Here is a 12,455-nt window from a genome sequence, read left to right as displayed (position 1 = left end):
CGGCCGGCCGCCGCGTTCGTAAGATCAGCCGGTGCCCGCTGACATATCCCTCACCGTCCTGTCCCTGCTCTGCCTGGCGGCGCTCGCCGCGGGCTGGATCGATGCCGTCGTGGGCGGCGGCGGGCTGCTGATGCTCCCCGCGCTGCTGGTCGGCCTGCCGCACACGCCCGCCGTCCAGGTCCTGGCCACCAACAAGTCCGCGGCCGTCGTCGGCACCACCGCCGCCGCCGTGACCTACGTCCGCAAGACGCCCGTAGATCTGCGGACGGCGCTGCGGATCGGGCTCGCCGCCCTCGCCGGATCGCTCGGCGGCGCCTTCTTCGCCGCCGGGATCAACAGCGCGGTGCTGCGCCCGCTGATCATGGTGATCCTCCTCGGCGTGCTCGCCTTCGTCCTCCTGCGCCCGTCCTTCGGGACCGCGTCCGCCCCGTCCGGCCCGGTCACCCTGCGCCGGGTGGTGGCGGCGATCCTCCTGGCGGGCCTCGGCATCGGCTTCTACGACGGGCTGATCGGGCCCGGCACCGGCGCGTTCCTGATCGTCGCGCTCTCCGCCGTGCTCCGCATGGACCTGGTGGCCGCCTCCGCCACCGCCAAGATCGTCAACGTCTGCACCAACGTGGGCGCGCTCACCGTCTTCGCCCTCCAGGGCGCGATCCTGTGGCAACTCGGCGCGGTCCTCGCCCTGTTCAACCTCACCGGCGGCATGCTGGGCGCCCGGATGGCGCTCAAGCGGGGCGCCGGCTTCGTCCGCGGCGTCCTGGTGGTCGTGGTCGCCGCCCTCCTGTGCAAGCTGGCGTACGACCAGTGGTTCGGGGCCTGAGGGGCCGCGCCCGGGTCACCCACCGGGGCGTGCCGGCCGGGTCACCCCTGCGCCGTCGCCGAGCCCGCCGGGGCCGGGCGGGGCGTCTCCGGGACGGCGGTGACGGCGGTGAGCAGGAACGCCGCGTCCTCGACGGCGTGCACCGCATGGCGTTCCTGGGGGATGCGGGCGATCTGCCCGGCGACCAGTTCGCGGTTGCCGCCCGGCGCGGTGAGCCGGACCCGGCCGTGCAGCACCTCCAGGCTGGCCGCGGGCGGGGCGTTGTGCTCCTCCAGCGCGCGGCCGGCCAGCAGCGCGATCACGGTCTGCCGCAGCGGCCCGTCGTGCAGGAACAGATGGGCGCTGCGGCCGTGCGCCGAGGCACGGGCGTCGTCGAGCCGGTCGCGGACGAGGTCCCTGAGGTCGTTGACGTCGCTGTCCATGCCGAGCCCTGCCCTTTCCGCCGCCCGCCGGCCGTACCGATGTCCGGGCTCCGGGCCGCGCCGGTCGTGGAGCCTCCCGGATGGGCCGGGCCGTGCCCCGGCCCACGGGGCGGGCCGTGAGCCGTCCCTCCCGTTCCATCGTGGCCGCTGGTACGCCGGGCGCAAGCCGGGCCGAGGGGCGGACGCGGCGGGGCGGCCGGGCCGGGCGGGGCCGGGCGGGGCCGGGCGGGGCCGGGCCCGTAAGGGGCGCCCCCGAGGGGCCGTGCACGCCCCGGCGCCCGCCGCCGGCCCCGGCCGCCCCAGGTCGGCGCCCTCCCGCTCCCGCTCCGCGCCCGCGCGCCCCGGCGCCCGTACCGCGCCCGCGCGCCCCGCGCTCACGGGCAACGGCCGGGGCGCGCTTCCGCGGTCACCCGCCCCGGCCCGTGCCCCGTGCCTCCGTTCCACCCGCGCGCGGCCCCGGTCCGTGCCGCCGTTCCGTTCCCCGGTGATCGTCGGCGTCCGTACCATGCCGTCCGGAGATCAACTCGGCCTCTCCTCCCGGGAATCGTCCCGCCTTGAACCGTTCCGACCGGGAATCACCCCGGCCGGCCCGCCCGACCCGCAAAGGTGCACCTCCGTGACCGACCCGTACGAGCCCCCGGCCCCCGCCGAGGGGCCGGCCCGCTGTCTGACCGTGCTGACGACCACCGACGACGAGGCGAAGGCGCAGGAACTGGCGCGTGGGGCGATCGAGGCGCGGGTGGCGGCGTGCGCGCAGGTCGGCGCCCCGGTGACGTCCGTCTACCGCTGGGCGGGCGCCGTGGAGACCAGCCGCGAGGTGCAGGTGCTCTTCAAGACCACCGAGGCCCGCTACGACGCGCTGGAGGCCCACATCCGGGCGGCGCACGACTACGACACCCCCGAGATCATCGCGACGCCCGTGGTGCGCGGCTCGGCGGACTATCTGGACTGGATCGCCAAGGAGACCCGCTGACATGCGACGACACGGCAGGAAGCACCGCGGGAAGGCGGTCGCGGCCGCGCTCGGCGCGGGCCTCGGCCTGACCGTCTGGCTGACCACCGCCACCGCCAGCCAGGCCGGCACCGCCCCCGCCCCCGACGACCGCCCCCAAGGACACGCGGCACCCGCCGTCCCCGGGGACGGCACCCCCGCCGCCGCCCCGCGGCCGTCCGCCACCGGGGACGGCCACCCGCCCAGGATCAGCGTCACCTCGGCCGCCGCCTCGTGGACGGCCGCCGCGGCCGCCGACTTCTGGACACCCGCCAAGATGGCCGCGGCGCTGCCCCGTGGCGCCGCGGCGGGCGGCCCGGCGGTGCTGACCTCGTCCGCCGCCCCGGCCGCGGCGTCCGTGCCCACCGCCCGGCACATCGACGGCATCCCGTCCGTCGGCGTCCTCTTCTCGGTGGACAAGGACGCCCGCGCGCACTACTGCACCGCGAGCGTCGTCGCCAGCCCGCGCCGCAACCTCCTGCTCACCGCCGGCCACTGCAAGCCCGGTACGCGCGCCGCGTTCGTCCCCAAGTACCGCTCCGGGGCGACCACCCAGCCGTACGGGGTGTGGGCGATCACCAAGTCGTTCCAGTACCCGGGGCAGGGCACCACCGGTGCGGCCTCCAACCTGGACTTCGCGTTCGCCACCGTCGCCCCCGACCGGCGCGGCCGCTCCGTCGAGTCGCTCACCGGGGGCAACACCCTCACCCCGACGCCCGGTTACACCAACGACGTCACCGTCATCGGCTACCCGAGCGTCCGCAACGACCCCAAGGACCGCGCCGTGCGCTGCGAGACCCGCACCAAGCGGCTCGACGGGTACCGCCAACTCCGGATGCAGTGCAACGGGTTCCACGGCGGGACCTCGGGCAGCCCCTGGCTGACCCACTTCGACGAGCGCACCAGGACCGGCCGCGTCATCGGCAACATCGGCGGCCTCAACGGCGGCGGCCCCAACGGCCCGCACGCCGACCGCACCTCCTACAGCCCCTACTACGGCGCGGAGATCCTCGCGCTCTACCTGCGGGCGATCAGCGGCTGAGCGGACGCCCCGGGGCGCCCGGCCACGTGCCTGCCTCCGGGACGGCCGCCCGCGCGCCCCGGGACGGTGGCCCGGCCGCGGCTCCCCGGGGCGGGCCGGGCCACCGTCCCGGAGCGGGCCGGCCCGGCGTCTCCCGGGGCACCCGGCCGGGCCCGCCCCCGGGGTGGCCGACCGTTCGCCCCAGGGCCGGCCCCACGGCCTACCGCACCGCCTCCGCCAGCCCCCGCTCCCGCGGCCCCAGGAAGGTCGGATCGGGCCGCAGCGCCGCGTCGGCCGCCGCCTTTGCCGCCGCGGCGATCTCCCGAACGCCGCCGTACACCCAGGTCACATCGTGCGGGGTGGCCGCGCCCACGCCGTACGCGTCGATCCCCGCCGCGGAGCACAGCGCCAGCGCCCGCCGGATGTGGAAGCCCTGGCTCACCAGGACGGCCCGCCGCACGCCGAAGATCCGGCGCGCCCGGCTGCACGAGTCCCAGGTGTCGAAACCGGCGTGGTCCCCGACGATCCGCCGCCCCGGAACGCCGTGCCGCACCAGATAGCGGCGCATCGCGTCCGGCTCGTCGTAGTCGGTCCGCCCGTGGTCGCCGGTCACCAGGACCGCCCGGACGGTGCCGTGCCGGTAGAGCCGGACCGCCGCGTCCAGCCGGTCCGCCAGATAGGGCGACGGCTCGCCGTCCCACAGGCCCGCCCCGAACACCACCGCCACGGGGGCGCGCGGCACCTCGTCGAGCGCCCGCACCCGCGGCCCCGCGGAGACGTTCAGCCAGGTCGCCGGGGCCAGCGCCAGGACGGTCAGCGCCACCACGACCTGGTAGACGCGCCGCTGCCCCCGCCGGGTCCGCGGCAGCCGCCACCTCATCCGTCCCCTCGGCCCCCGCATCCCCGCTCCTCCGCTCCCCGGGGCCGGACCCGGCCCGCACGTCACCGGCAGCGACGCACACCGCCCCGGCACGGTTGCAGCGGGCCCGCTCGGAAGCCACGGCCGCGCGCCCCGCCCGACGGCGCCCGGCCCGCCGCCCGCACTCCCCGCTCACCCCCGCTAACCTGGGCGAATCCACCGACCGACCACCGATCCGTACCGCAGAACAGGTGTGACCGTGCCCTCCTCCCCGCCCGCTGCCCCCGCCCCGCTCCCCAAGGCCGAACTGCATCTCCACATCGAGGGCACCCTGGAGCCCGAGCTGGCCTTCACCCTCGCCGAGCGCAACGGCGTCACCCTGCCGTACGCCTCCCGCGAGGAGCTGCGCAGCGCCTACTCCTTCACCGACCTGCAGTCGTTCCTGAACCTCTACTACGCGCTGATGGCCGTCCTGCGCACCGAGGACGACTTCCACGACCTCGCCGACGCCTACCTCACCCGCGCCCGCGCGCAGGGCGTCCGGCACGCCGAGATCTTCTTCGACCCGCAGGCCCACACCGCCCGCGGCGTCCCCCTCGCCACCGTGATCAACGGCCTGGCCCGCGCGCTCGACGCCGCGCCGGAGCGCCACGGCATCACCACCCGCCTGATCATGTGCTTCCTGCGCGACGAGAGCGCCGAATCGGCCCTCGCCACCTTCGAGGCGGCCCGCCCGCACCTCGACCGCATCACCGCCGTCGGCCTCGACTCCGCCGAGGTCGGCCACCCGCCGTCGAAGTTCCGCGAGGTCTACGCGCTGGCCCGCGAGGCGGGGCTCAAGTGCGTCGCGCACGCCGGTGAGGAGGGCCCGCCCGCGTACGTCTGGGAGGCGCTGGACATCCTCGGCGTGGACCGCATCGACCACGGCGTGCGCTGCATGGAGGACGAGCGGCTGGTGGCCCGCCTCGCCGCCGAGCAGCTGCCGCTGACCGTCTGCCCGCTCTCCAACGTCCGGCTGCGCGTCATCGACGACCTCGCCGACCACCCGCTGCCCGCGATGCTCGACGCCGGTCTGCTGGTCACCGTCAACTCCGACGACCCCGCCTACTTCGGCGGCTACGCCGACGACAACTTCACCGCCGTCCGCGACGCCCTCCACCTGGACGACGCGACCCTGCGCACCCTGGCCCGCAACTCCTTCCGCGCCGCCTTCCTGGACGAGGCGACCCGCGAGAAGTACCTGAAGGAGGTCGACGCCCACCAGGGCTAGCCACCGGGGCAGCCGGGGCCCGGCCGTGAACTGCGGACCGGGCCCCCGCACCGGGTGACGACGAGGGCCGGCCCCCGCCACGCGCAGACCGCCCTCAGCCGTTGCCACCCGGCCGCCCCCGCCCCTCTCACGCCCCCTCCCCGCCCAAGGCGCCCCCGGTTACCGCCCGTTCCCCGCCGGGAAACACCCCCGAAACGCCCGCTCGGCACCCTCGCCGCATGACGGCGTCCCGCTTGCGCACCCCGCTCAGCCCGCCCGGCACCGCCCCGTACGAGGCCGACGGGCCGGGCTTCGACGGGCCGGGCCCGGGCCGGCCGGGTCCCGACGGCGGCCGGCCGGGCCGGGGCGTGCCCGCGCTCGTCGCCGTCGCCCACGGGAGCCGCGATCCGCGCGCCCTGCCCGCCGTCCGCGCGCTGCTGGCGCGGGTCCGGGCGCTCCGCCCCGGACTGCCCGTCCGCCTGGGCCACCTCGGGCTCGACCGGCCGCTGCTCGCCGACACCCTCACCGGGCTGCGCGGCGGCGCCGTCCTCGTCCCGCTGCTCTTCGCCCACGGCCACCACGTCACCCACGACCTGCCCGCCGCCCTCGCCGCCGCCCCGCACCTGGACGGCGAGATCGCCGCGCCCCTGGGCCCGCATCCGCTGCTCGCCGAGGCGCTGCACGGCCGCCTCGCCGAAGCCGGCTTCACCCGGTACGCCGCACCCGGCCGCCCCGCCCACACCGCCGTAGTCCTCGCCGCCGCCGGCTCCCGCGCCCCGCGCTCCGCCGCCGGCACCGAGGCCGTCGCCGCGCTCCTGTCGGCCCGGCTCGGCGGCCTCCCCGTCGTCCCCGCCTACGCCTCCGCCGCCGCGCCCACCGTCACCGCGGCGGTCCGGGACCTCGCCGCCCGGGGGCACCGCCGGATCGCCGTGGCCGGCTGCTTCACCGCACCGGGACGGTTCGCCGCCCGGTGCGCCGCCGACGCCCCGGACACCGCCGCCGCCCCCTTGGGCGACCACCCGGCCCTGGCCCGCCTCCTGCTGCACCGCTACGACGAGGCCCGCGCCGCCGCCGTACCGGCCGCCACCGGCCGGAATGCTGCCGGACGCGACACCTCCGCCCGGTACCCCGCCGGGGCGGCTACCGTCGCGGTATGACGGGCATTCCTGCACACACCGGCCGTAACGGCACCGGCTGCGAGGACTTCGCCGGGGCGCACCCGGGCCACCGTGCGCCGTCCGGTCAGCCGTCCGCCACCCCCGGCTACGCCCCGGCGGACACCGAACGCTGGGTCGCCGAACCGGACAAACGCCCCGGCCGCACCGCCTTCCAGCGCGACCGGGCGCGCGTCCTGCACTCCGCCGCGCTGCGCCGCCTCGCCGGGAAGACGCAGGTCGTCACGCCCGGCGCCGGTACCCACCGCTGGGACGCCAGCCCCCGCACCCGTCTCACCCACTCCCTGGAGTGCGCCCAGGTCGGCCGCGAGCTGGGCGCCGCCCTCGGCTGCGACCCCGACCTCGTCGAAACCGCCTGTCTGGCGCACGACCTCGGCCACCCGCCCTTCGGGCACAACGGCGAACAGGCGCTCAACGAGGTCGCGGCGGCGTGCGGCGGCTTCGAGGGCAACGCCCAGTCGCTCCGCCTCCTCGCCCGCCTGGAGCCCAAACGGTTCCGCACCACCGCCGACGGCACGCCCGTCCCCGTCGGCCTCAACCTCACCCGCGCCGCCCTGGACGCCGCCACCAAGTACCCCTGGCCCCGGGGCGGCCACCCCACCGACCCCACCTCGCCCAAATTCGGTGTCTACGAGGACGACCTGCCGGTGTTCGCCTGGTTCCGCCAGGGTGCCCCCGCCGCCGCCCGCAGCTTCGAGGCCCAGGTCATGGACTGGTCCGACGACGTCGCCTACTCCGTCCACGACGTCGAGGACGGCCTGCACGCCGGCCACCTCGACCCCAACCTCCTGCTCGCCGACGCCGAACGCGCCGAGATCTTCGCCGTAGCCGCCCGCCGCTACGCCCCCGGCGCCGACCCCGCCGAACTCGCCGCCGCCCTCGACCGCCTCCTCGACCAGGAGTGGTGGCCGCACGGCTACGACGGCTCCGCCCTCGCCCAGGCACGCCTCAAGGACGCCACCAGCCAGCTCATCGGCCGCTTCTGCACCGCCGCCGAGACCGCCACCCGCGCCGCGTACGGCACCGGCCGCCTCACCCGGTACGGCGCCTGCCTCGTCGTCCCGGAGGAGACCCGGCTGGAGTGCGCCGTCCTCAAGGCCGTCGCCGACCGCTACGTCATGCAGCGCCCCGACCAGGAGGCGCTCCGCGCCGACCAGCGCGTCGTCCTCACCGAACTCGCCGAGGCCCTGCTGCGCCGCGCCCCCGACGGCCTCGACCCGCAGTTCCGGTCACTCTTCGAAACGGCCGGGGCCACGGCCGGCGACACCGCCCGGATGCGCGTCGTCATCGACCAGATCGCCGCCCTCACCGACGCCTCCGCCCGCAGCCTCCACGCCCGCCTCACCCGCGCCCCCGGAACGCCGTGAACGCGCCACCGGGACGCGCCGCACCGGACCGGACCCTTCCGTCCGCCCCCGCCGTGCGGGAGGCTCGGACCGCGCGGGCGGTGCGCGGACACCACGCGGGTGTCGCCGGGCGCGACACCCGCACCGGTACCCGGCCGCGGAACACGGTAACGAGGACGGAGAACGGGGGAGCGTAATCGGGGGACCGAACAGCGGGGGAACGATCGGCGACGTGCACGGCCGCGGAAGCGGACGTACGGCACCGACAACGAGGAGGAAGCAAGTGGTCGAAGCACACCAGACGTTCGTCATCGTCGGGGGTGGCCTGGCCGGCGCGAAAGCCGCCGAGACCCTCCGCGCGGAGGGCTTCACCGGACGGGTGATCCTCATCTGCGACGAGCGCGACCACCCGTACGAACGCCCGCCGCTGTCCAAGGGATACCTGCTCGGCAAGGAGGAGCGCGACAGCGTCTTCGTCCATGAACCCGCCTGGTACGCGGGCGCCGACATCGAACTCCACCTCGGCCAGCCCGCCGTCCGCCTGGACCCGGACACCCGGACCGTGCGCCTCGGCGACGGCACCGTGATCGTCTACGACAAGCTGCTGCTGGCCACCGGCGCCGAACCCCGCCGCCTCGACATCCCCGGCACCGGTCTCGCCGGCGTCCACCACCTGCGCCGCCTCGCCCACGCCGAGCGGCTGCGCGGCGTCCTGACCTCCCTGGGCCGCGACAACGGCCACCTCGTCATCGCCGGCGCCGGCTGGATCGGCCTCGAAGTCGCCGCCGCGGCCCGCTCCTACGGCGCCGAGGTGACCGTCGTGGAGACCGAGCCGACGCCGCTGCACACCGTCCTCGGCCCCGAACTGGGCGACCTCTTCGCCGATCTGCACCGCGAGCGCGGCGTCCGCTTCCACTTCGGTGCCCGCCTCACCGAGATCGTCGGCCAGGACGGCATGGTCCTCGCCGTCCGCACCGACGACGGCGAGGAACACCCCGCCCACGCCGTCCTCGCCGCCATCGGCGCCGCCCCCCGCACCTCCCTCGCCGAACAGGCCGGACTCTCCCTCGCCGACAGCTCCACGGGCGGCGGCATCGCCGTCGACGCGGCGCTGCGCACCTCCGACCCGCACATCTACGCCGCGGGCGACGTCGCCGCCGCCGACCACCCGCTCCTGGACACCCGCATCCGCGTCGAGCACTGGGCCAACGCCCTCAACGGCGGCCCGGCGGCCGCCCGCGCCATGCTCGGCCAGGAGGTCTCCTACGACCGCGTCCCGTACTTCTTCTCCGACCAGTACGACGTCGGCATGGAGTACTCCGGCTACGCCCCGCCCGGCTCGTACGACCAGGTCGTCTGCCGCGGGGACGTCGCCAAGCGCGAGTTCATCGCCTTCTGGCTGGCCGAGGGGCGGCTGCTCGCCGGGATGAACGTCAACGTCTGGGACGTCTCCGGGCCGATCCAGCAACTCATCCGCTCCGGTCACCCGTTGGACCCCGCCGCCCTGGCCGATCCGGAGGTTCCGCTGGAGAGCCTGCTCCCGTAGCGTGCCGCCATGAGCGCTCGCCCCTCGGGCCCCAGCGGCCCCACCCCGCCCGCCGGCCCCGCGGCCGTCACCCTCGACTCCGTCCGGGAGGCCGCGGCCCGGCTGGCGGGCGTCGCCCACCGCACCCCGGTGCTGCGCTCGCGCACCCTGGACGCGCTGGTGGGCGCCGAGGTCCACCTCAAGTGCGAGTCCTTCCAGCGCGTCGGCGCGTTCAAGTTCCGCGGCGCCTACAACGCCGTCGCCCGCCTCACCCCCGAACAGCGCCGCCGCGGCGTCGCCGCCTACTCCTCCGGCAACCACGCCCAGGCCGTCGCCCTCGCCGCCCGTGAGCTGGGCACCACCGCCGTCATCCTCATGCCCGAGGACGCCCCGCGCTCCAAGCGCGCGGCCACCGCGGGCTACGGCGCCGAGATCGTCACGTACGACCGCTACACCGGCGACCGCACCGCCCTGGGCCGCGCACTGGCAACGGAGCGCGGGCTGGCCCTCGTCCCGCCCTACGACCACCCGGACGTCATCGCCGGTCAGGGCACCACCGCGCTGGAGCTGATCGAGGAGACCGGGCCGCTCGGCGCGCTGCTGGCGCCCGTCGGCGGGGGCGGCCTGATGGCGGGCTGCGCCACCGCCGCCACCGGCCTCGTCCCCGGCATCCGCATGATCGGCGTGGAGCCGGCGGCGGGCGACGACACCGCGCGCTCGCTGGCCGCCGGGGAGCGCGTCGCCGTCCCCGTGCCCCGCACCATCGCCGACGGACAGGCCGTCGAGACACCCGGCGAGCTGACCTTCGCGATCAACCGGCGGCTCCTCGACTCCGTCGCGCTCGTCACCGACGACGAGATCCGTGCCGCCATGCGGTTCGCCTTCGAGCGCCTCAAGATCGTCACCGAGCCCAGCGGCGCCTGCGCCCTCGCCGCCCTGCTCAGCGGCCGCATCGACGCGCTTCCGCCGCGCGTCGGCGTCATCGTCTCGGGCGGCAACATCGCCCTCGACCGCTTCCTGGAGATCATGGGCGACGCCCCCGACGTCACCTGACCCGGCCGCCCGGACGGGACTGTCGGCGCCCGGCCGTAGAATTCATGCGTGGCAGGCAGGATCAACGATGACGACGTGAAGGCGGTGCGGGACGCGGTCCCGATCGACGCCGTCGTGTCCGAATACCTCCAGCTCCGCAACGCCGGAGGCGGCAATCTCAAGGGCCTGTGCCCGTTCCACGACGAGAAGTCCCCGTCCTTCCACGTCAGCACCGCCAAGGGGCTCTACCACTGCTTCGGCTGCCAGGAGGGCGGGGACACCGTCGACTTCATCATGAAGATCGACCACCTCTCCTTCGCCGAGACCATCGAGCGCCTCGCGGCTCAGGCGGGCATCACCCTGCGCTACGAGGAGGGCGGCTACGCCCCCGGCCGCCAGCAGGGCGAGCGCACCCGCCTGGTCGAGGCGCACAAGGCCGCCGCCGCCTACTACATCGAGCAGCTGGACTCGCCCGAGGCCGAGATCGGCCGCCGCTTCCTCGCCGAGCGCGGCTTCGACCAGGCCGCCGCCCAGCACTTCGGCGTCGGCTACAGCCCCGCCGGCTGGGACCACCTCACCCGCTTCCTGCGCGGCCGCGGCTTCACCGACAAGGAGCTGATCCTCTCCGGTCTCTCCCAGGACGGCCGCCGCGGCCCCATCGACCGCTTCCGCGGCCGTCTGATGTGGCCGATCCGCGACATCTCCGGTGAGGTCGTCGGCTTCGGCGCCCGCAAGCTCCGCGACGACGACAACGGCCCCAAGTACCTCAACACCCCCGAGACGCCGATCTACAAGAAGGGCCAGGTCCTCTACGGCATCGACCTGGCCAAGAAGGAGATCGCCAAGACCTCCCGCGCGGTCGTCGTCGAGGGCTACACCGACGTCATGGCCTGCCATCTCGCCGGTATCACCACCGCCATCGCCACCTCCGGCACCGCCTTCGGCGAGGGCCACATCAAGATCCTCCGCAGGCTCCTGATGGACAACGGCTCGGCCCGCGTGATCTTCACCTTCGACGGCGACGCCGCGGGCCAGAAGGCCGCCCTGCGCGCCTTCGAGGACGACCAGAAGTTCGCCGCCGAGACCTACATCGCCATCGCCCCCGACGGCATGGACCCATGCGAACTGCGCCTCGCCAAGGGCGACGCCGCCGTCGCCGATCTGGTCGAACCCCGCACCCCGCTCTTCGAGTTCGCCCTCCGCCAGATCGTCGGCCGCTACGCCCTGGAGACCCCCGCGGGCCGCGCCGCCGCCCTGGACGAGGCGGCGCCCGTCGTGGCCCGCATCAAGAACAGCGGCGCACAGCACGAGGTGGCCGTCCAGCTGGCCGGGCTGCTCGGCATCCTCGACACCCAGTTCGTCGTCCGCCGCGTCGCCCAGCTCGCCCGCTGGGCCCGCGAGCGCGGCCGCGACGGCGGCGCCGACCAGCCCCGCCGGGCCCCCCGCGGCCAGGCCCCGGCGCCCGCCGCCGAGACGCCTCCCGGCCTGCGCGGCCCCGCGCTCAACCTCCGTAGCCCCGCCCACCGCGTCGAGCGCGAACTCCTCAAGCTCGCCCTCCAACGCCCCGACCTGGTCTCCCCGGCCTTCGACGCCTACGGCATCGACGAATTCACCGCCCCGCCGTACGCCGTGGTCCGCCGCTGCATCGAGGACGCCGGAGGCGCCGCGGCGCACGACGACGGCTACGTCCAGCGGGTCCGTGAGGCCGCGCCCGACGACACCGTCCGCGCCCTGGTCACCGAGCTGATCGTCGAGCCGCTGCACACCCGCCGCGACCCGGATGAGGCCTACGCGGGCGTCCAGCTCGTCGCCGTCCGCCTCGCCGCCGTCAACCAACGCGTCACCGAGATCCGCGGCACCCTCCAACGCCTCGGCCCCCGCGCCGACCCGGAACACCTCGCCGCCGTCCAGAACGAACTCTGGGTCCTCCAGCAGTACGGCCAGTCCCTGCGCGACCGGGGGTACGCGGCGCTGTAGCCCGGGGCGGGGCGGGCTCCGCGCGCGCCCGCCCCGGC

Annotated in this window: 11 protein-coding genes; 9 read left to right on the top strand and 2 right to left on the bottom strand. The window is 76.0% G+C overall.

Translation table 11 applies throughout. The features are described from left to right. Positions 1–31: 31 nt before the first annotated feature. On the top strand, positions 32–820 hold the full coding sequence (locus tag ABT345_RS02960) for a TSUP family transporter (protein ID WP_345083883.1): 789 nt from the start codon (positions 32–34) through the stop codon (positions 818–820). A gap of 41 nt (positions 821–861) precedes the next feature. On the opposite strand, the gene ABT345_RS02955 is transcribed toward ABT345_RS02960, so the two are convergent. Then, positions 862–1,242: a cupin domain-containing protein gene (locus ABT345_RS02955; protein ID WP_345083881.1), complete on the bottom strand. Its 381-nt coding sequence runs from the start codon at positions 1,240–1,242 to the stop codon at positions 862–864. Between the two features lie 616 nt (positions 1,243–1,858). On the opposite strand from ABT345_RS02955, the gene cutA reads away from it, so the two are divergent. Then, entirely contained in the window at positions 1,859–2,215 is a 357-nt protein-coding gene (gene cutA / locus ABT345_RS02950; protein ID WP_345083879.1) for a divalent-cation tolerance protein CutA, read from the top strand. A gap of 1 nt (position 2,216) precedes the next feature. Continuing rightward, entirely contained in the window at positions 2,217–3,275 is a 1,059-nt protein-coding gene (locus ABT345_RS02945; protein WP_345083877.1) for a trypsin-like serine peptidase, read from the top strand. Between the two features lie 199 nt (positions 3,276–3,474). Here the strand turns inward: ABT345_RS02945 and ABT345_RS02940 are convergent, their stop codons facing one another. Then, positions 3,475–4,155, bottom strand: a complete 681-nt coding sequence (locus tag ABT345_RS02940) for a SanA/YdcF family protein (RefSeq protein ID WP_345083875.1) — start codon at positions 4,153–4,155, stop codon at positions 3,475–3,477. A gap of 217 nt (positions 4,156–4,372) precedes the next feature. Between ABT345_RS02940 and ABT345_RS02935 the strand changes: the two genes are divergently transcribed. The 6 genes from ABT345_RS02935 to dnaG all read left to right on the top strand — a co-directional run bounded on the left by ABT345_RS02935 (position 4,373) and on the right by dnaG (position 12,417). Then, positions 4,373–5,383, top strand: a complete 1,011-nt coding sequence (locus ABT345_RS02935; RefSeq protein WP_345083873.1) for an adenosine deaminase — start codon at positions 4,373–4,375, stop codon at positions 5,381–5,383. Positions 5,384–5,601: 218 nt separating this feature from the next. After that, a complete protein-coding gene (locus ABT345_RS02930; protein ID WP_345083871.1) occupies positions 5,602–6,519 on the top strand; it encodes a sirohydrochlorin chelatase in 918 nt (305 codons plus the stop codon). Continuing rightward, the gene (locus ABT345_RS02925; protein WP_345083869.1) at positions 6,516–7,904 is read left to right on the top strand and encodes a deoxyguanosinetriphosphate triphosphohydrolase; all 1,389 of its coding nucleotides are present in this window, start codon (positions 6,516–6,518) and stop codon (positions 7,902–7,904) included. Before ABT345_RS02930 ends, ABT345_RS02925 begins: the two co-directional genes overlap by 4 nt. Before the next feature lie 262 nt (positions 7,905–8,166). Next, positions 8,167–9,429: an NAD(P)/FAD-dependent oxidoreductase gene (locus tag ABT345_RS02920; RefSeq protein WP_345083867.1), complete on the top strand. Its 1,263-nt coding sequence runs from the start codon at positions 8,167–8,169 to the stop codon at positions 9,427–9,429. 9 nt (positions 9,430–9,438) lie between these two features. After that, positions 9,439–10,461: a pyridoxal-phosphate dependent enzyme gene (locus ABT345_RS02915; RefSeq protein WP_345083865.1), complete on the top strand. Its 1,023-nt coding sequence runs from the start codon at positions 9,439–9,441 to the stop codon at positions 10,459–10,461. Between the two features lie 48 nt (positions 10,462–10,509). Further along, complete coding sequence (gene dnaG, locus ABT345_RS02910) at positions 10,510–12,417, top strand: DNA primase (RefSeq protein ID WP_345083863.1); 1,908 nt, start codon at positions 10,510–10,512, stop codon at positions 12,415–12,417. The last annotated feature ends 38 nt before the right edge of the window (positions 12,418–12,455 follow it).

This window comes from Streptomyces sp. NPDC000404, assembly GCF_040300365.1.
GTDB lineage: Bacteria > Actinomycetota > Actinomycetes > Streptomycetales > Streptomycetaceae > Streptomyces > Streptomyces ramulosus.
The sequence above is the reverse complement of the archived record's forward strand: the minus strand, read 5'-3'. Positions and strand labels throughout refer to the sequence as shown.